The following is a 19,510-nucleotide window of genomic DNA, read 5'->3' as shown; positions in this document are numbered from 1 at the left end:
CCACCAGCCACCCCCCCCCCACCCCCCCCCCCCCCCCCCCCCCCCCCCCCCCCCCCCCCCCCCCCCCCCCCCCCCCCCCCCCCCGGACCCGCGGCGCCCCGGAACCCACGGCGCCCCCGGGACCCGGCCTACGCGCAGAGTCTCAGCCCCTCCGGGGTCCAGCACGGCACGTGCCCGTGGGTGCGGACGACGTCCTGGCCGTTCCCCCGGGACAGGTACGTCAGGAAGCTGGAGGCCAGGGAGTCGGCGGGAGGGCTGCCGTAGGTGTAGGCGTACTCGATCTCCCGGTACGGATAGTCACTGTGCCCGTGCTCGATCGCGTCGACCGACGGCGCGCTGCCGTTCAGCGAGACGACGCGCAGCCCCTCGGCCCGCGTGGCCAGGTTCAGCTCGCTGTAGCCGACCGCGCCGGGCAGCTCGGCCACCTTCGCCAGCACCTGGTCGGTCGAGTCCAGCTCGCAGCGGGTGACCGGCGCCGCCGGATAGTCCTTGTGGACGCAGTCGACGGACGAGTTGGCCATCTCGCCGCGCCCCAGCACCCGCCGCTGGAAGACCTGCCGGGTGCCGGAGTTGGCGTCCCGGCTGACCAGGTGCACCGGCAGCGACCGCCCGCCGAGCTGCGACCAGTCGGTGACCTCGCCCTGGTACAGCCGGCGCACGTCCGCCGTGGACAGGTTCCGTACGCCCACGTCGTCGTTGACGACGAGCGCGAACGCGGACAACGCCACGCGGGTCTCGCGCAGTTCGGGCATGTCACCCGGCTTGGGCCCGTCGGAGAGGGCGACGACCGCCGGGGAGCCCTTCCCCTTCGCGGCCCGCCCGGCCGCGGCCAGCTCCCGTATCCCGGCGGTCGACCCGTGCACGTCGACCGCGACGGCCGACCCCGCGCAGTCCTCCTCGTACTTCTTCGCCACCTCCCGGATCACCGGTGCGAAGGCGGTGGAGCCGATCACGGTCAGCGCCCCCTTCTCGCAGCCGATCGGCGGCGGAGCCTCGTCGCGGGCCACGACGATCCCGGCCAGGGTCACCACGCACACCGTGAGCATGATGGTGATGAGCCGGGAGGCACGGCTGAACACGGGCGGCGTCTCGTCGGGCGTGGCGCTGCGGTTGGGGTGGACCTCGCCTTCCCGGATGCCGCCGATGAGCCGGATCTCCCGGCCCACGTCGCCGCCCGACAGCAGCACGAGCAGCTTGAAGTGGTCGCCCCTGTTGAGCGGGACGCGCGGGATGCGCAGGGTGTTGCCCTCGTAGCCGAAGCCGCGGTCGGCGGTGAAGTGGTCCATCAGATGGTCGGTGTCCGTCGGCTGGGTCACCGAGACTCCCCGGATGGTCCGGTCGGTGAACACCGCGGTGAGCCCGTGCCGTCCGGGGCTCGTGTAGTCGTCGCGGTCGATGCCCTGCGAGCCGTCGTTCTCGATGCGCAGCAGGACGAGCGTGGCGTCCTCCATGCCCGGCGCCTCGAGGAAGAGCCCGAGCCGCCGGTTGACGCGCCCCGAGCGCACGTCGTCGCCTATGGGGTTGTCCATCTGCACGCGGTACCCGATCCGCTTGCGCCGCGGCACCCGGCGCTCGTACCAGACCATGCCCGCGGACGCGACGATGCCCAGGACCGCCGTACCCACGGCGATGACGTTCTCCGCGCTCAGCCACTCCATGTGGGTGCCCCCGCCACTCCCCGGAGCCGGATGATGGTGGAGTCACGGTACGCGTCCGGACCGGCCCGGACGGGACCCGCCCACGGAAGTTCGCCCGACGTTCAACGGCCGCACGTGCAAGCCGAGTCGGCTTCCCGCACGGTCACCCCTTGCTGTACGTCAGGCTCTCTCCGCCGCTCGTCTTCGCCCGCTTCAGCCGGCCGTCCGGCAACAGGGTGACCTCGGTGGCCTCACCCGGGGTGCAGGAGGAGGCGGGCTCACCGGTGGTGACGGTGGACGGCCCGATCTCCAACGGTCCGCTTTCGCCGGGCTGTTGGGCCAGCTCGGCCGTGAAGACGCAGTGGTACGACCCGCCGCCCTCGGCAGGGCCGTCCGCCACCAGGGTCAGCACGGTCGCCCCGACCTCGCCTTGGCGGATGGTGAGTTCGCGGGTGTTGGTGCCGTTGGCGTTGTCGATGGTGGTCCGCCAGGTGCCCAGGTAAGCGTCCGGGATCGCCCCCGCCGCGGAGGCGGACGCGGACGGCGCGGAGGTGGCCGGGGTGGGCGCCGCCGGGGTGGCGGGCGGCGCGGAGCCGGTCTCGGGCGCCGGGCTGACGGTGCCGGTGCCCTTGTCGTCCGTACCGCCGCCGTTCTTCATCAGCGCGTACACCGAGCCGCCCGCGCCCAGCGCGACGACGACCGCGATCACGACGAGCAGCGCGGTGGACCGCCCGTTGCGCCGCTCCGGTTCCTGCGGCGAGCCGAGGGCCGGCGGGCCGTACGGCGGGGTCGACCCGAGCCCGCCGGCGTAGGGGTTGTACTGCGGCTGCGCCCCGCCCCAGCCCCCCGCGCCGGGTTGCGGCGGGTACGCGTACGCGGCGTGCTGGGGGTGCTGCTGCGGCGGCTGCGGATGCTGCTGGGGATGCGGAGTCCCGTACGCCCCCGGCACGGCCCCGTACCCGGGCGGCACCGGCGGCGGAGCCTGCGCCGAAACGGTGGGCAGGTGATTGACCCCGCCCCCCGGCACGCCGCCCGGAGCCGGCACCCCGTCGGACACGGCCGCATGCTCGGGCGACCCGGCACCGGCACCCCCGGCCCCGCCGCCCGCACCCACACCCGCGCCGGCCCCCGCACCAGCACCAGCACCAGCACCAGCACCAGCACCAGCACCAGCACCAGCACCAGCACCAGCACCAGCACCAGAGAACGACCCAGGGCCCGCGCCCGAGGACGAACCCGCAGCCGGGCCCGAGGACGAACCCGCACCCCCCGCCGGCGACTGCCCCTCACCGGGGCCGCCCGTGCCGGCAGGCGCACCGCCGCCGGCACCTGACGGCGCGCCTCCCGCCGTGCCGCCCTCCGGGTTCTCCACCTCCAGCAGCTGCACGGCGTGCCGCCCGAGCTGCGCGACCAGTGAGCTGGGCAGCCACGGATCGCGGGACCGCCCCCCGGCCACCGTGTCCTCCGCCCCGGTCCGCTCCAGGATCGCGTCCAGCGAGGGCCTGCTCCCCGGGTCCTTGCGCAGGCAGTCCCGCACGAGGTCGGCGATCCCCTCCGGCACCCCCGTCAGGTCCGGTTCCTCCTGGGCGATCCGGAACATCAGCGCGTGCACCCCGCTGTTGGCGGTGCCGAACGGCAGCACTCCGGTCGCCGCGTACGCCAGCACGGATCCGAGGCAGAAGACGTCGCAGGCCGACGTGATCCGGTCGCCGCGCACCTGCTCGGGCGCCATGAACCCGGGTGACCCGACGAGCGACCCGGTCCGGGTCAGTCCCTCGCCGCCGGCCGTGGTCGTCTCCAGCGCCCGCGCGATCCCGAAGTCGATCACGCGTGGTCCGTCGATGGTCACCAGCACGTTCGAGGGCTTGAGGTCGCGGTGCACGATCCCGGCCGCGTGGATGTCCTTCAGCGCGTGCGCGAGGCCCGCCGCCAGGATCCGCACCGACCGCTCGGGCAGCGCGCCGTGGTCGTGCCCGACCACCTGCTGCAGGCTCGGTCCGGCCACGTACCCGGTCGCCACCCACGGCACGGCCGCCTCGGTGTCCGCGTCCAGCACGGGCGCGGTCCAGTACCCGCCGACCCGGCGCGCGGCCTGCACCTCCTGCCGGAACCGCGCCCGGAACTCCTCCTGCTCGGCCAGTTCCTCGCGGACGAGTTTCACGGCGACGGTACGGCCCCGGTCCGAGCGGGCCAGATACACGTGGCCCATCCCGCCCGCGCCGAGCCGCGCCAGCAGCCGGTAGGCCCCGATCCGCTGCGGATCCCCCGGTCCCAGCTTCTCCATCCCCGCGCCGCCTTCCCCCCATAGGTATGCAACGAACGAGAATAGTGCGGCCGTACGGCGCCGGAGCCCGGACCGCTGTCTACGGTTCCGTAACAGGCTGGGCCCCGGCCGTCGACAACCTGTCGTGCTTTGACCCTGCCCACGGAACAAGACGCCGATGTCGCTTCCGCATCGCGGACATTTACCCTCGGCCGCATGACCCCTCAGCCCAGCCCCGAAACCGGCGCCGCAGTGAAGGCCGCGGACCGTGCGCACGTCTTCCACTCCTGGTCCGCCCAGGACCTCATCGACCCGCTCGCCGTCGCCGGCGCCGAAGGGTCGTACTTCTGGGACTACGACGGCACGCGGTACCTGGACTTCACCAGCGGGCTCGTCTTCACCAACATCGGCTACCAGCACCCCAAGGTCGTCGCGGCGGTCCAGGAGCAGGCCGCGAAGATGACGACGTTCGCCCCCGCGTTCGCCGTCGAGGCGCGCTCGGAGGCGGCCCGGCTGATCGCCGAGCGGACCCCCGGCGACCTGGACAAGATCTTCTTCACCAACGGCGGCGCGGACGCCGTCGAGCACGCGGTGCGCATGGCCCGGCTGCACACGGGCCGCCCGAAGGTGCTCTCCGCCTACCGCTCGTACCACGGCGGCACCCAGCAGGCCATCAACCTCACCGGCGACCCGCGCCGCTGGGCCTCCGACAGCGCCGGCGCCGGTGTCGTCCACTTCTGGGCCCCCTTCCTCTACCGCTCCCGCTTCTACGCCGAGACCGAGGAGCAGGAGTGCGCCCGGGCGCTGGAGCACCTGGAGACGACGATCGCCTTCGAGGGGCCGGGGACGGTCGCCGCGATCATCCTGGAGACCGTGCCCGGCACCGCCGGGATCATGGTGCCGCCGCCGGGCTACCTGGCCGGCGTCCGCGAGCTGTGCGACAAGTACGGGATCGTCTTCATCCTGGACGAGGTGATGGCCGGGTTCGGCCGGACCGGCGAGTGGTTCGCGGCCGACCTGTTCGGTGTCGTGCCCGACCTGATGACCTTCGCCAAGGGCGTGAACTCGGGTTACGTGCCGCTCGGCGGCGTGGCCATCTCGCAGAAGATCGCCGAGACCTTCGGCAAGCGTCCCTACCCGGGTGGTCTCACCTACTCCGGGCACCCGCTGGCCTGCGCCGCCGCCGTCGCCACGATCAACGTGATGGCGGAGGAGGGCGTCGTCGAGAACGCCAAGCGGCTCGGCGAGAGCGTCGTCGGACCGGCCCTCGCCGAGCTGGCCGAGCGGCACCCGAGCGTCGGCGAGGTGCGTGGCGTCGGCATGTTCTGGGCGCTGGACCTGGTGAGGAACCGGGAGACCCGCGAGCCGCTGGTGCCGTACAACGCGGCCGGCGAGGCGAACGCCCCCATGGCCGCCTTCGCCGCTGCCGCCAAGCAGCGCGGTCTGTGGCCCTTCGTGAACATGAACCGCACGCACGTGGTCCCGCCCTGCAACACGACCGAGGCCGAGCTGAAGGAGGGCCTGGCCGCGCTCGACGCCGCCCTGAGCGTCGCCGACGAACACACCGTGTGACCGTACCGCGCCTGCCGCCGGGCCGATCCGAACGCGTAAGGTGACGTGCTCGTAAGACGTCGTAGGACAGTGACGTCACAGGACACTCACGAGCACGTAGGAGAGGCCCGGACCATGCCCGGCAACGGCGCCGTGACGCGCAGCACCCTGCGTCAGCAGATCGCGGACGCGCTCCGTGACGAGGTGCTGGCCGGGCGGCTGCGTCCGGGCCGGGCGTTCACGGTCAGGGAGATCGCCGACCAGTACGGCGTCTCCGCCACCCCGGTCCGCGAGGCGCTGGTCGACCTGTCCGCACAGGGCATCCTGGAGGCCGACCAGCACCGCGGTTTCCGTGTGCCCGAGTACTCGGTCGCCGACTACCGGAACATGATCGAGGCTCGCGGCCTGGTCACCGACGGCATGTTCCAGGCCCTCGCCGAAGGCCACCCCGCCTTCCACACCCCGCCCGAGGACCCGCGCACGGCCGCGGCCCTGACCACCGTGCGGCGACGCGGCGAGGAGGCCCAGCGGGCCGCGGCCGCCGGTGACCTCACCATCCTGATCGGCTACGACCTGCGGTTCTGGCGCGAGCTGAGCGCCCTGTTCGGCAACCCCTACCTCGCCGACTTCCTGCACCGCCTGCGCGTCCAGTCCTGGGTCTGCGCGGTGCAGTACCTGCTCCGCCTGCCCGACCTGCGCGGCCGGCTCTGGGCCGGGCACACCGAACTGGTCGACGCGCTGGCCCGCCGCGACGCCGAGACCGCCCGGACGATCGTCGCCGCCTCCAACACCCAGACGCTGACACTGCTGGAACACCTGACCAACGGGTAAGTGACCGGTACGGTCCGCACGGGGGAGCCGCTCCGGGGCCGTACGGACTACCCTGCCCTGACCACCTGCTGCCGTGCGTGACCGTGCGCCCGCCGATGCGAGGAGCCCTCTTTTGGCCTGTGACCTGTGGCTGGTACCGCTCGTGGACGTGTTGTGCCACACCCCGGACAACCCCTTCGCCGAGGAACTCGCGCAGTACAACAAGGCACTGACCGACGCCGGCCTGCCGCTGGTGCCGGTGTACCAGTACATGCCGGGCCTGTCCGGTGACGTCGCCCCGGTCGCCGGTTTCGACTACGACGCCCTGCACTTCCTGCGCCGGGCCTACCTGCTCCAGGTCTGCGGCCTGCCGGTGACCCCGGTGGACGAACTGGGCGGCGACTACGAGCAGTTGCTGGAGATGTTCGAGTCCACGGCGCAGCAGTCCCACCTGGTGTGGCACTACGACCACGCGGGCGCGTACGTCCCGGTCGACTTCCCGCACCCTTTGTCGAACGAGGATCTCCTCGCGGGCGGCGGCCCCCTGGGCAGTGCCCAGACCCTGCTCCGGGAACTGCAGTACGTGGCTCCGACGATCGGCATCGACCCGGCGAACCCCCCGGCGGCCCCGGCCCCGCCGACGGCCCCGACCGAGCTGGAGGAACCGGCCGTCCCGGCCCCCTACGACCCCAGCCCCTTCGCCCGCGAACGCCATGTGTGGCTCGGCCTGCACGCGGCCGCCACCCGGTCCCTGGCGCAGGGCTCGATGATCGTGTTCAGCTGACCGCCGGGCCGGCCCCGGTCACGGCTCGCCCCGAACCGGGCCGTGCCGCGGCAGCCGCGCCGCCGCCGCGGGCCGCTACGGCCTGAGGCCGGTCACGCGGCCGATGAGCCTGATCTCAGGGGGCCACAGCACCCCGCTCGCCATCAGCAGCGCCGGGCCGAGGTGCACCGGGCACACCGGCAGCGGAGGCCTGCCGTGCCGGGCCACCTCGAAGATCGCCGGGTCGGAGCAGCCCGTCCCGCCGGCCGCGGCGCCTTCGCCGCCGTACGGTCCCCGGCACAGTGCGCTCCGGTGGACGCTCATGGGTCCATTGTCCACCGGGTCCCCGGGAAAGAACCGCCCGCCGGTCACGCCCCGGGAAGGGCGGACCGGCGGGCGGCACCGCTGTGCTGCGGCTGCGGCTGCGGCCTACAGGAACGAGTTGATCTCGATGGTCTCGTCCCGGCCCGGGCCCACGCCGATCGCGGAGATCGGGGCGCCGGACATCTCCTCCAGCGCCTTGACGTACGCCTGGGCGTTCTTCGGCAGGTCGGAGAAGGTCTTCGCCTTGCTGATGTCCTCGCTCCAGCCCGGCAGCATCTCGTACACCGGCTTCGCGTGGTGGAAGTCGGTCTGCGAGTACGGCAGCTCCTCGACGCGCTTGCCGTCGATCTCGTACGCCACGCACACCGGGATCTGCTCCCAGCCGGTCAGCACGTCCAGCTTGGTGAGGAAGAAGTCGGTCAGGCCGTTGACGCGGGTCGCGTAGCGGGCGATGACCGCGTCGAACCAGCCGCAGCGGCGGTCACGGCCGGTGGTCACGCCCCGCTCGCCGCCGATCCGGCGCAGCGCCTCGCCGTCCTCGTCGAACAGCTCGGTCGGGAACGGGCCGGCGCCGACCCGGGTCGTGTACGCCTTGAGGATGCCGATGACCCGGCTGATCTTCGTCGGACCCACGCCGGCGCCCGTGCAGGCACCGCCCGCGGTCGGGTTGCTGGAGGTGACGAAGGGGTACGTGCCGTGGTCGATGTCCAGGAGCGTGCCCTGGCCGCCCTCGAACAGCACGACCTTGTCGTCCTCCAGCGCCTGGTTCAGGATCAGGACGGTGTCGGCGACGTACGGCTCGATCTGCTCGGCGTAGCCCAGCAGCTCCTCGACCACCTGGTCGGCGGTGATGGCCCGCCGGTTGTACAGCTTGGTGAGGACCTGGTTCTTGACGTCGAGAGCGGCCTCCACCTTCTGCTGGAGGATCGACTCGTCGTACAGGTCCTGCACCCGGATGCCCACGCGGTTGATCTTGTCCGCGTAGGTCGGGCCGATGCCGCGGCCGGTCGTACCGATCTTGCGCTTGCCGAGGAAGCGTTCCGTCACCTTGTCGACGGTCACGTTGTACGGCGTGATGATGTGCGCGTTACCGCTGATCAGGAGCTTGGACGTGTCGACGCCACGCTCGTTCAGACCGCTCAGCTCGGAGAGCAGGACCGACGGGTCGACGACGACACCGTTGCCGATGACCGGCGTACAGCCGGGCGAGAGGATTCCGGAAGGGAGCAGGTGCAGTGCGTACTTCTGGTCACCGACGACGACCGTGTGGCCGGCGTTGTTGCCGCCCTGGTAACGCACCACGTAGTCGACGGATCCACCGAGGAGATCCGTCGCCTTTCCCTTGCCTTCGTCACCCCACTGAGCACCGAGCAGCACAAGTGCGGGCACGCGCGTACACCCCTTCCGGGCGGGGCATGTCCAAGGTCGGGGGCGTGGGCGTAAGGTTCACCGCCGCGTACCACCGCGACCGCCGTTGGTCGCACAACCGTCGGACCGGATGCCCCGGAATAGACGAAGCCCCTGGCGCAATAGCGCAAGGGGCTCTTGCACAAAGATGCTACCCGAGGAAGCGAGGCAGGACCGAGGTGGCGACTTTCGCGACGTCCGATCAGCTGCTGGTGATCATCGATCCGGCGGCACGGCAACTGGACGGGGAGTCCGTAAGGATCGCGAAAGACGTGCTCAGCGCGGGTGCTGCGGCCAAGGTGTGCCTCCCGGAAGGGCCGGAGGAATTCGCCCGGGCGCTGGGCCGGAGGGGGTCCCGGCGGCCGGTGGTGATCGGCGACGGACGGGCCCTGGTGCAGACCGTGACCCTGCTGCACCGGCAGCGGGAGCTGGCCGGATGCGCGCTGTCGGTGGTGCCGGTGGGCGACACGGCGCTGGCCGAGTCGCTCGGCGTGCCAGGCGGCGCGGTGGCGGCGGCACGGGCCGTGCTGGACGGGGCCGAGCGGCGCCTGGACCTGCTGGTCGACGACAGCGACGGGGTGGTGCTGGGCGCCCTGGGCATCCCGCCGGCTCCGGTGCGGGCGGCCGCCCGGCAGCCGGTACCGGTCTCCTCGGGCCGGCTCTGGTACCGCTCCCTGGTCCGCACCCTCGCCCCGCGCCCGACGCGGCTGCCCGCGGTGCCCGCCCCCGGGCCCACGCGGCTGCGCGTGGAGGTCGACGGGGAGCCGGTGGTGGATCTGGACCAGCCGGTCGAGGCGGTGTCGGTGACGCCGGGCACGGGCGGCACGGCCTCGGTGGAGGTACGGCCCCTGTCCGTGGGCGCGGAGGCGACCCCCCTGCTGGCCTCCGGCCGGGCGGTGACGGTCACCGGGCCGGACTTCCGCTACCGGGCGGACGCGACGGTCTCCGGACCGGTGCGCAGACGGACGTGGCGGGTGGCGGAGTCGGCCTGGGGGCTGGTGCTCCCCTCGGTGCGAGACGGGGCCCGCACACCCCTCTAATGGTCTGGTGACAAATATTTAACCTGCCCGACCCCTTCCCGTGGGCCTCCCTGATCCACCATCCTGCTCCATCAGGACCCGCGGACAGGACACGGAAGGGGCCACCCATGGCTGTGGACGAGGGCGTCGCCCCGGCGACCAGGAGCGGTGACGACGGAACGGTGCACCGACTGAAACCCAATGCAGTCGGCCTGCTCGGCGTGGTGTTCATGGCGGTCGCCACCGCCGCGCCGATCACCGCGATGACCGGCAACGTGCCCTTCATGGTGTCGTCCGGCAATGGCGTCGGAGCGCCCGCGAGCTATCTCGTCGCAATGGTCGTCCTGGCAATCTTTTCCGTCGGTTTTACGTCGATGGCGAAGCACATCACGTCGACCGGCGCCTTCTACGGCTTCATCTCCTACGGGCTCGGCCGCACCGTCGGCCTCGCCTCCGGCCTGCTCGCGACCTTCGCGTACGTGGTCTTCGAGCCGGCCCTGATCGGCATCTTCTCGACCTTCGCGACGACCACGCTGAACGACCAGACCGGGCTCGACGTGCCCTGGTGGGCCTTCGCGCTGCTGATGCTGGCCGTCAACGCCACCGGCACCTGGTTCGGGGTGAGCGTCGCCGAGAAGCTGCTGGTGGTGCTGCTGGCGACCGAGGTCACCGTGCTGGCGGCCATGGCGGTGTCCGTGGCCTTCCACGGCGGCGGGCCGCACGGGTTCACCTTCGCGCCGGTCAACCCCGTCAACGCGTTCAAGGGCACCTCCGCCGGCCTCGGGCTGTTCTTCGCCTTCTGGTCGTGGGTCGGCTTCGAGTCGACGGCGATGTACGGCGAGGAGTCCCGCGACCCGAAGAAGATCATCCCGAAGGCGACGATGATCAGCGTGCTCGGCGTCGGCGTCTTCTACGTCCTCGTCTCCTGGATGGCCATCACCGGCAACGGCGAGGCGGAGGCCGTGCGGGCCGCTTCGTCCGCCAACCCGCTCGCGATGTTCTTCGACCCGACCGAGCGCTACGTGGGCCACTGGGCCGTCGACGTCATGCAATGGCTGATGATCACCGGCTCGCTGGCCTGCGGAATGGCCTTCCACAACTGCGCCGCCCGCTATCTGTACGCCCTGGGGCGGGAGGGTGTCCTGCCGTCGCTGCGGAACACGATCGGGCGCACCCACGCCCGGCACGGCTCCCCGCACATCGCGGGCCTGGTGCAGACGGTCGTCAGCGCGGTGCTGATCGGCGCGTTCTGGGCCGCGGGCAAGGACCCGTACACCGGCACGTACGTGCTGCTCGCCATCCTCGGCACCATGGCGATCCTCGTCGTCCAGGCCGTCTGCTCGTTCGCGGTCCTGGTGTACTTCCGCTCCCACCACCCCGAGAGCCGCCACTGGTTCCGCACCTTCACCGCGCCCCTCGTGGGCGGCATCGCGATGCTCGCGGTCGTGGTGCTGCTGGTGTCCAACATGAGCGTGGCCGCCGGCCCCGAGTCCGGCTCACTGGTGCTGAGGGCCACGCCGTGGCTGGTGGCGCTGGTCGCGGGCACGGGGATCGGCTGTGCGCAGTACCTCAAGCGCCGGTCCCCTGAGCGGTACGCGCTGCTGGGGCGGACGGTGCTTGAGGAGACCAAGGAGCGGTGACCTCGCGCTCCGCGGGGTGCGCGGGGGCGGCGGTGCGGCGATGCGCCGGGGCGCTGGACGCCGGCGTCCGGCTGCCGCATCGTCGTGGCCGGTCGCGCCGTTCCCCGCCCCCCTCACGCGGCGCGTCGGGGCCGGGCGCGGATCACCCCGTTTCGACGTGGAGGGCGGTCAGGCCGCGGATGACGAAGTTCGGCTTGCGGGTCGGGGCCGTCTTCAGGCTCAGGGTCGGGGCCTGTTCCAGGAGGGCCGTCATGGAGGCGGCCAGTTCGATGCGGGCCAGCGGGGCGCCGATGCAGTAGTGGATGCCCGCGCTGAAGGAGATGTGCGGGTTGTCGGTGCGGGCGAGGTCCAGACGCCCGGGCCGGTCGAAGACCGCGGGATCGTGGTTGGCGGAGCCGAAGAGCATGGCGATCTCCGCGCCCCGGGGGATCGTCGTGCCGTCGATCTCGATGTCCTCCAGGACCCACCGCTCGAAGAGCTGGAGCGGGGTGTCGTAGCGCATCAGCTCTTCGATCGCGGAGGGGACCAGGGAGTGGTCGGCGCGCAGCTCGGCGAGCCGGCCGGGGTTGCGGAACAGGGCGTACCAGCCGTTGACCGTGGCGTTGACGGTCGCCTCGTGGCCGGCGTTGAGCAGCAGGACGGCCGTGGAGACCATCTCCTGCTCGGTGAGCCGGTCGCCCTCGTCGTGCGCGGCGATGAGCCCGGAGATCAGGTCGTCGCCCGGCTCCTTGCGGCGCTCGGCGATCAGCCCGCGGAGGTAGTCCGAGAACTCGGCCGACGCGCGCACCGCCTTGCCCGCCGTCTCCTCGGACGGGTTCAGCTCGTACATCCCGCAGATGTCGGCCGACCACGGCCGCAGCTGTGCCCGGTCCGCCTCGGGGATGCCGAGCATCTCGGCGATCACGGCCACGGGCAGCGGCTCCGCCACGTCCGTCAGCAGATCCCCGCCGCCGGCCTCCACCAGCTTCCCCACCAGCTCGTTCGCCAGCCCGTGCACGTACGGCTTCAGCCGCTCCACCGTGCGCGGGGTGAACGCCTTCGACACCAGACGCCGGATCCGGGTGTGGTCCGGCGGTTCCAGGTCGAGCATGCCGTGGTCGTTGAGGGTGTGGAACGGCTCGTGCTCGGGCGGCGGCGGGGTACGGCCGAAGTCCTCGTGCGTGAACCGGTGCCGGTAGGTGCGGCCGAGGCGGCGGTCGCGCAGCAGCGCCGAGACGTCCGCGTGACGCGGGACCAGCCACTGGTCCGTCGGCTCGTACCGGATCACCCGGCCGCGTGCCCGCAGCTCGGCGTAGGCGGGGTAGGGGTCCGCGAGGAACTCCGGGTCCCAGGGGTCGAAAGCGAGGTCGTCAGGGCCTGCCATGCCGGGACGCTAACGCGTGCGCCGGCGTCTGACCAGGGGTCACGGGCCCCCCGCCGCGCTCGGCGCGGCCGATCGGGCACCGGGTCCACGACGCGTCCCTCAGATCCGGTCCGCGAGGAGGACGTAGTCGTAGTGGAGGGGGGTGCCGTCCTCGCCCACCGGGTGTTCGTGGCTGCTCCGGTTCGCGAGGATCACCTTCAGCTCCGGCAGGGCGTCGAAGCCGAGGTCGTTCTCCTCGATGGTGTGGCCCCGCTGCGCGAGCTGCTCGAAGAGGTCCTCGCTCGGCGTGCGGAAGACGTCGAGTCCGTCGAGCGTCACCCGTACGCCGGCGTCCTCGTGCAGGAACCGGAACAGCTCCACCCCGCTCAGTGCGCCCCCGGTGAAGCCGAGCACGATGTTCAGCCGGGACTCGTCGTGCGTGAGGACGATCTGGCCCGGCTGCGCGTCGCCCGACACGGTCCGGACGACACCCCACTCCTCCACCGCGGCCCGCGCCGCCGCGACCGGCATGCCGAGCCGGAAGGGCCCCACACCGACGTGCGGCCGGATGTCGGCGTCCATGTGCACTCCTCGCTCGGTCGGCCGACCGCTCGCTCTCCGGTCCTCGACCAGAGCGTAACCGTGGCACGGGTGGTCGCCCGCTCGACCACCGAGGCCGGCGAGAGGGGCGGACGCCTCGGCCCGGCCGGTCGTCAGCCGGGTGTCACCAGGCGGGCCTCGTAGGCGAAGACCGCCGCCTGGGTGCGGTCGCGGAGGCCGAGCTTCACCAGGACGCGGCTCACATGGGTTTTGATCGTCGACTCGGCCACCACCAGCTGCCCGGCGATCTCCGCGTTGGACAGGCCTTGCGCGATGAGGACCAGCACCTCCGTCTCACGTTCCGTGAGTTCGCCGTACGCCGCCTGGGCCGCCGGCACCAGCCGGGGCGTCTGGGACAGCCGCGAGAACTCCGTGATCAGGCGCTTGGTGACCGAGGGCGCGAGCAGGGCCTCGCCGGACGCCACCACTCTGACACCGTCGGCCAGCTGGCGGGCCGAGGCGTCCTTGAGCAGGAAACCGGAGGCTCCCGCGCGCAGCGCCTGGTAGACGTACTCGTCCAGGTCGAACGTCGTGAGCACCAGCACCTTCGCCGCCGCGTCCGCCGCGACGATCTCCCGGGTCGCCTCGAGCCCGTTCAGCTCCGGCATGCGGATGTCCATGAGCACGACGTCCGGGTTCAGTTCACGCACCCGTTCGACTGCCTCCCGGCCGTTGACGGCCTCGCCGACGACCTCGATGTCCGGCATCGCGTTCAGCAGGACCGAGAAGCCTTCGCGCACCATCATCTGGTCGTCCGCTATCAGTACGCGGATCGTCATGCCTCATCCTCGCTCACGGCCGGGACCGGCAGGAACACCGCCACCTCGTAGCCCGCGTCGGCCGTCGGGCCCGCCGTCATCTCACCGTTCAGCATCGACACGCGTTCCCGCATCCCGGTCACCCCGTGCCCGGCGCCGGGCGACGGCTTGATCAGGTACGGGGCCGGCGGCGCGCCGTTGACGACCCGCAGGCCCAGGCCACCGAGGACGTAGCCGATCTCGACCCGGGCGGTCGCGCCGGGCGCGTGCCGCAGCGTGTTGCTCAGCGCCTCCTGCACGATCCGGTACGCCGACAGCTCCACACCCTGCGGCAGCTCCCGCACCGCACCGGTCACCACCTTCTCCACCTCCAGTCCGGCCTCGCGCACGTTGGCGAGCAGACCGTCGAGGTCGGCCAGGGTGGGCTGCGGGGCGTCCGGGGCCGCGTAGTCCTCCGCCCGCACCACCCCCAGGACCCGGCGCAGCTCGGTCAGGGCGGCCACCGCGTTCTCCCGGATGGTGGCGAACGCCTTCTCCAGCTCCGGCGGCGGGTTCTCCACCCGGTAGGGCGCGGCCTCCGCCTGGATGGCGACCACCGACATGTGGTGGGCGACCACGTCGTGCAGCTCCCGGGCGATCGTCGTGCGCTCCTCCAGCAGGGTGCGCCGCGAACGCTCGTGCTCGGTCACCGTCTGCTGGGCGGTCACCTCCTTCTCCGCCTGCCGGCGTGTGTGCCGGACCGTCACGACCAGCAGGATCAGCGCGGACAGCATCAGCATGGCGGGGGTGTCGGTCCCGTAGTGCCCGGCGCCGAACGCGGTCTCGGCCAGGAAGCCGTACAGCGCGGTCAGCAGCCACATCCAGGCCGCCGTGCGCGGCCGGGTGCGTATCGCCACGATGGTGAGCACCAGCAGGTGGGAGACGAAGCTGCCTTCCAGCCAGGGCCAGCTGCCCCAGCTGCTGCCGACGACCGCGGTGGCCGCCGTCGCCGCGAGCGACAGCCAGAACGCGCCGACCGGACGCGCCAGGGTCAGCAGCACCGGGGCCAGCGCGAGCAGCCCGCCCAGCAGGGAGGACTCGTCGGGCCGCGTGGACGTCACGCCGACGAGCAGCGCCACGGCTCCGCCGGCCACCACCACCGCGTGGGGGGTCCAGGCGGCGTAGCCCCGCATCCGCTCCGGGAGACGACGGGTGAGGGGGCCGTTCACGGCCGTCCTGGGCAGCGGGCGGTAGGCGAAAGCCTGGTGGAACAGGTCCTTCCGCAGCGTGCGCAGGGCGTCCGCGGCCAGCCGGAACTCGGGGCTGCGCGGCCGGCCGGTCCGTCCCGGCGGCGTGGTCTGCGTGTGCGTCGTCTCGGTCACGTGCCACACGGTAGGCGGCGACGGGCGGTGCGGTCGTCCCCTTGGAGGGGGGTCCTCGCCGGTCCGCCTCAGGTACTACGCGTGTGACCTGGTCCGGGGCGGCGGGCCCCCGTCCGGGGCGGCGGGGCGGGGGGAGCCGGCGCCGGACCGGGGGGCGGAGGCGGTGCCGGCCGTGCCGCCGGGATGGTGGCGGTGCAGGATGCGGGGCCCCCGGTCGCCGGGACGGCGGCGGACCTGTTCGTGGTGGCGGAAGGCGGCCCAGCACACGGCGAGGACCAGGGCGAACACCGGAAGCCAGGCGATCCGGTACGCCACCCAGGTCAGCGAGCCGGGTGGCGTGTGCAGGCCCGGCAGGCGGCCGGCCAGCAGGCCCGTGGCCGTGGTCGCCATCATGGCCGTCTGGTGCCAGAGGTAGATCGTCATCGCCGACAGGTTGGCCACGGCCACCGCCGCCCAGACCGCCGGGCGGGCCGTCGCACGGCGCAGACGGTCGCGGAGCAGAAGTGCCAGGCCGCACTGGGCCAGGCCGAACGTGACCGCGGCCAGGGTGGGCGGGTTCAGGTTGGAGATCCTGCTGCCGGGCACGCCGACCATCGACGCCGGATAGCCGGCCCAGGTCACCAGGGCCGCCGTGGCCGCCGTACCGCCGAGGAGCAGGGACCAGGCCGAGAGGCGGCTGCGCAGCTCGCCCCGCGCCCAGGCCGCGCCCAGGGTGTAGGGAACCAGCCAGCCGGCGCCGAGGTTCACCCAGCCGAGCCAGGCCGGTCCCTGGTGCAGGCCGAACCGGAACAGGTCCACGTGCAGGACGACCACGAGCGGCCAGAGCGGGTTGAGGCGGGCGACGAGCGGAGTGGCAGCCGTCAGCGCGGCGAAGACCAGCAGGAACCACAGCGGCGACAGCGCCAGGCTGAGCAACGCGTGGACCGTGGGCAGCGACGCGCCGGTGAGCAGCAGGGCGGTGGCGGCCACCGCCCACAGCACCAGGAGTGCGGCCACCGGGCGCAGCAGGCGGGTCAGACGGGAACGCAGCCAGACCGCGTACGAGTCGCCCCTCGCGCGGGCCGTGGCGCGGCTGTGGGCCGCCACGTGTCCGCCGACCAGGAAGAACACGGCCAGCGTCTGGAACAGCCAGGAGACGGGGGCCAGCCGGGGCATGTGCTGCAGCGGGCTCGTCGTGTGCAGACCGCCGTCCGCCGCCACCAGCGCCGTCACCAGCCAGTGCCCGAGGACGACACCGAGGATCGCGAAGGCACGCAGCGCGTCGACCGCACGGTCCCGCGAGGCGGGGGTGGCGGCGTGCAGACGGTGGGCGGCCCGGTGGAACGCGCGCAGGACGTGCCGTGGGTGGAGCGCGTGCGGGACGGGTGGCGGGGCCGGCCGAGGGGTGGAAGGCCCGGAGCCGGCATCGGCGGAGGCCGTGCACACGACGCCGTGGCCGAAGTCGGCCTCGCTGCAGGCTGGTTGAGGGGTGCGGTGGGACGGGCGGGGTGCGGGACGGGCCCGGGTGGGGGCGGGTGGGTGGGCGGTGTCGGCGGGGGCTTGGGGTGTGGGGTCGGCCGTGCGCCGGGACGGTTCAGGCACGGGTCACCTCCGAGAGGTCGTCCAGGACGATCCGGGACAGGTTGGTGAGGGAGGCCGAGCCCGGGGCGAAGTAACCGCTGTGGCCGGCGTCGGCCGCGTCGAAGACCCGGGCGCCGAAGGCCGGCGCGACCGGGTCGGTGCCGAAGCCGACGGTGGTGCCGAAGAGGTCGGCTCGCAGGTGCGGTACGTGTGCCACCCAGTCGTCGCTGCCGCGCGCCGCCCAGACCCGGGCGCGGGTGCGCAGGGCGGCGGCGGTGTCCGCGCCGGTGCCGGGGCTGCCGACCAGGGCGATGTCGTCCGCGTCGAGGCCCCGGGCGGCCCGGCCGCAGACCACGGAGCCGTACGAGTGGCAGACCAGGGAGACGTGCGCCTGCGGCGGGGCCACCGCGTGCAGCCCGCGTGTGAAGGCGCGCAGGTGCGGGGCGGCTTCGTCGGCGCGGGTGGTCGTGGTCACCGTGGTGCTGACCGTCGCCGGGGTCTCGTAGCCGAGCCAGGCGATCACGGCGACGCGGGTGCCGGGAGCCGCCCGGTGGACGAGGTCCGCGTACAGCGCCGCGGCCGCCGCGTGGAAGCGGGCGTAGGTGTCCAGCGAGGTGTCCGAGCCGGGGACCAGGACCGCGATGTGGTCGGCGTGGGCGAAGTCGCCGAGGACCTCCGTGGCCTGGCCGGCGCCCCGGCCGTCGAAGGCGAGGAGCCGGCGGGAGGCGGCGGCCAGCGCGCGGTCCGCTGAGGCGCGGTGACCGTCACCGTGGGCGGCGGCCATCCGCGCGGCCTCGGCGGCGTCGGCCCTGTTGGCGGCATAGGCGGTCGGCAGCGTCGCCGCGGTGAGCGGGGGCAGGGCTGCCGGGGCGGGCGCGGGGATCTCGGGACGGGCCGCGGCCGAGAGGGGGGCCGCGATGGCCGTGGCGAGGAGGACGGCGAGGAAACCGCGACGCCAGGCGCGGAACCCGCGGCGACGGATCCAGAAAGGGAAACGGCGAAAGCCGGACCGGTCACCGAAACCGTGGCGGCGGGGCCGATGACGGAAACGGTGGAAGCGGGGGCGGCGGCGGAAAAGGCGATGGCGATGATGAGGGCGAGGGGAGCCGGCGCTGTTCCGGCCGGTGCCGGCCGTATCCGCACCCCGCGGGACCCCGCCGCACGCCACGTCCTTCGATCGCCAGAGCCCCACGGTCGGCTTCCCTCCAGTGCGCCCGGCCATCGGGCTCGACTGAGAAGGAAGTTAGGGATCGGCAGCTGTCGCCGGCGTCCCACCAGAGGGCTGTTCCGGCGCGTACACCTCAGGTACTACGGGTACCACCGGGTCGGCCCCTTCAGGGCTGGCCGCGGCCTTGCAACGAGCCTTGCTACCAGGCCAGTTGGGCGATCTCCTCGGCCACGACCGCGCAGGCGTCCGCCGCCGGGTCGATCAGCGGGAAGTGACCGACGTCCTCCAGGAGCGTCAGCCCGACCATCTCCCCCGCCTTGGCCGCGGCCTCCGCGTACGACTCGGCGACCGCCTGAGGCACGTCCAGGTCGTTACGGCCCTGGACGACGGTCGTGGCGATGCCCGTCGGCAGGAGCAGCACGGGATCGGCGTACGGCCGGCGTTCGGCGAAACCGTCCTGCCCGCCCAGGAGTTGCAGGGACGCGTGTCCGCAGACCTCCAGCTTCTCCGCCGTCTCGAAGTCCGCGATGGGCGCCAGCGCGACGACACCGCGGAGCGGCGCCGGGCCGCCGGTGCGCCAGCGGGCGTCGGCCGGGAGGACGTGCCGGGCCGCCGCCCACAGGGCGAGGTGGCCGCCCGCCGAATGCCCGGTCAGCACCGTACGGCGCGGGTCCGCCTGCGGCAGCGCCTCGCGGACCAGGCCGGGAAGGGCGTCCAGGGCCGCCGCGACGTCGTCGAAGGTGTCGGGCCAGCGGCCGGCGAGAGGCGTCCTACCGGCCACGGCCCCTGCCGTCCCGCTCTCCCCCGCACTCTGTCCCGGAATCAGCGGTTCACCCCCGCGCCTGTACTCCACGTTGGCCACCGCGAAGCCCCTGCGGGCCAGGAAGCCGGCGAAGGGAGTGATGTGGCGGCGGTCGTAGGGCGCCCGCCAGGCACCGCCGTGCAGGACGACGACCAGGGGGGCGAGGGCGTCGGCGGCGCAGTCCGGGCCCGGGCGGGGGGCGTAGAAGTCGATCACCTGGTCGGGGTGGTCGCCGTAGGCAGCGGTGACGTCGGGGTCGACCGGGGGGTGCGAGAAGGCCGACTCCTCTTCGGCGGCGGCGCGGGCTGCTGCGGCGTCGTCCGGCATGCTCCAACCTCTCAGCGACAGAACGTGTTCAGGCGTGTGGCGGACCAGGTGGGGATTGTGCGCCGGCCGTGCTGCGCAGGCCGTTGGCGGGGACGGTACCAGGCCGGTGACGTGCGCGGACACGGGGATGTCACGCACGGTGAGGCCAACCGGTCCCGTGGGGCGGGCCGGGCGGGAC

16 protein-coding genes are annotated in these 19,510 nt (G+C 73.1%); 5 read left to right on the top strand and 11 right to left on the bottom strand.

Features of this window, described 5'->3' with window-relative positions; translation table 11 throughout:
- Positions 1-128 precede the first annotated feature (128 nt).
- Both JK359_RS37185 and JK359_RS37180 read right to left on the bottom strand, forming a co-directional pair.
- Positions 129-1,658, bottom strand: a complete 1,530-nt coding sequence (locus JK359_RS37185) for a substrate-binding domain-containing protein (RefSeq protein ID WP_201844057.1) — start codon at positions 1,656-1,658, stop codon at positions 129-131.
- Positions 1,659-1,800: 142 nt separating this feature from the next.
- Positions 1,801-3,921, bottom strand: coding sequence for a serine/threonine-protein kinase (locus tag JK359_RS37180; protein WP_201844056.1), 2,121 nt, complete (start codon positions 3,919-3,921; stop codon positions 1,801-1,803).
- Between the two features lie 195 nt (positions 3,922-4,116).
- On the opposite strand from JK359_RS37180, the gene JK359_RS37175 reads away from it, so the two are divergent.
- The 3 genes from JK359_RS37175 to JK359_RS37165 all read left to right on the top strand — a co-directional run bounded on the left by JK359_RS37175 (position 4,117) and on the right by JK359_RS37165 (position 7,045).
- A complete protein-coding gene (locus JK359_RS37175) occupies positions 4,117-5,472 on the top strand; it encodes an aspartate aminotransferase family protein (protein WP_201844055.1) in 1,356 nt (451 codons plus the stop codon).
- Positions 5,473-5,586: 114 nt separating this feature from the next.
- Positions 5,587-6,282 carry a GntR family transcriptional regulator gene (locus tag JK359_RS37170; protein ID WP_201844054.1) on the top strand — a complete coding sequence of 232 codons (696 nt, stop codon included), beginning with the start codon at positions 5,587-5,589 and terminating at the stop codon, positions 6,280-6,282.
- A 112-nt stretch (positions 6,283-6,394) separates the two neighbouring features.
- A complete protein-coding gene (locus tag JK359_RS37165; protein WP_201844053.1) occupies positions 6,395-7,045 on the top strand; it encodes a putative DNA-mimic protein in 651 nt (216 codons plus the stop codon).
- A gap of 75 nt (positions 7,046-7,120) precedes the next feature.
- Here JK359_RS37165 and JK359_RS37160 read toward each other — a convergent pair whose 3' ends face one another.
- Positions 7,121-7,348 (bottom strand): hypothetical protein, encoded by a 228-nt coding sequence (locus JK359_RS37160; RefSeq protein WP_201844052.1) that lies wholly within the window; start codon positions 7,346-7,348, stop codon positions 7,121-7,123.
- Between the two features lie 105 nt (positions 7,349-7,453).
- Positions 7,454-8,737 carry an adenylosuccinate synthase gene (locus JK359_RS37155; RefSeq protein WP_201844051.1) on the bottom strand — a complete coding sequence of 428 codons (1,284 nt, stop codon included), beginning with the start codon at positions 8,735-8,737 and terminating at the stop codon, positions 7,454-7,456.
- Positions 8,738-8,934: 197 nt separating this feature from the next.
- Between JK359_RS37155 and JK359_RS37150 the strand changes: the two genes are divergently transcribed.
- Complete coding sequence (locus JK359_RS37150; protein ID WP_201844050.1) at positions 8,935-9,795, top strand: diacylglycerol kinase family protein; 861 nt, start codon at positions 8,935-8,937, stop codon at positions 9,793-9,795.
- A 107-nt stretch (positions 9,796-9,902) separates the two neighbouring features.
- The gene (locus JK359_RS37145) at positions 9,903-11,414 is read left to right on the top strand and encodes an APC family permease (protein ID WP_201844049.1); all 1,512 of its coding nucleotides are present in this window, start codon (positions 9,903-9,905) and stop codon (positions 11,412-11,414) included.
- Between the two features lie 142 nt (positions 11,415-11,556).
- On the opposite strand, the gene JK359_RS37140 is transcribed toward JK359_RS37145, so the two are convergent.
- The 7 genes from JK359_RS37140 to JK359_RS37110 all read right to left on the bottom strand — a co-directional run bounded on the left by JK359_RS37140 (position 11,557) and on the right by JK359_RS37110 (position 19,332).
- On the bottom strand, positions 11,557-12,777 hold the full coding sequence (locus JK359_RS37140; RefSeq protein ID WP_201844048.1) for a cytochrome P450: 1,221 nt from the start codon (positions 12,775-12,777) through the stop codon (positions 11,557-11,559).
- A gap of 99 nt (positions 12,778-12,876) precedes the next feature.
- Positions 12,877-13,338 carry a hypothetical protein gene (locus JK359_RS37135; RefSeq protein ID WP_201844047.1) on the bottom strand — a complete coding sequence of 154 codons (462 nt, stop codon included), beginning with the start codon at positions 13,336-13,338 and terminating at the stop codon, positions 12,877-12,879.
- A 131-nt stretch (positions 13,339-13,469) separates the two neighbouring features.
- Positions 13,470-14,135 (bottom strand): response regulator, encoded by a 666-nt coding sequence (locus JK359_RS37130; RefSeq protein ID WP_201844046.1) that lies wholly within the window; start codon positions 14,133-14,135, stop codon positions 13,470-13,472.
- Positions 14,132-15,475 carry a sensor histidine kinase gene (locus JK359_RS37125; RefSeq protein ID WP_201844045.1) on the bottom strand — a complete coding sequence of 448 codons (1,344 nt, stop codon included), beginning with the start codon at positions 15,473-15,475 and terminating at the stop codon, positions 14,132-14,134. Before JK359_RS37125 ends, JK359_RS37130 begins: the two co-directional genes overlap by 4 nt.
- A gap of 75 nt (positions 15,476-15,550) precedes the next feature.
- Positions 15,551-16,807 (bottom strand): acyltransferase family protein, encoded by a 1,257-nt coding sequence (locus JK359_RS37120; protein WP_201844058.1) that lies wholly within the window; start codon positions 16,805-16,807, stop codon positions 15,551-15,553.
- Positions 16,808-17,048: 241 nt separating this feature from the next.
- Positions 17,049-18,017 (bottom strand): alpha/beta hydrolase, encoded by a 969-nt coding sequence (locus tag JK359_RS37115; protein WP_307788447.1) that lies wholly within the window; start codon positions 18,015-18,017, stop codon positions 17,049-17,051.
- Between the two features lie 385 nt (positions 18,018-18,402).
- A complete protein-coding gene (locus JK359_RS37110) occupies positions 18,403-19,332 on the bottom strand; it encodes an alpha/beta hydrolase family protein (protein WP_201844043.1) in 930 nt (309 codons plus the stop codon).
- Positions 19,333-19,510: the final 178 nt, after the last annotated feature.

This window comes from Streptomyces actinomycinicus (genome assembly GCF_016741775.1).
In the GTDB taxonomy this organism is placed as follows: Bacteria; Actinomycetota; Actinomycetes; order Streptomycetales; family Streptomycetaceae; genus Streptomyces; species Streptomyces actinomycinicus.
This window is presented reverse-complemented; position numbering and strand designations above follow the sequence as displayed.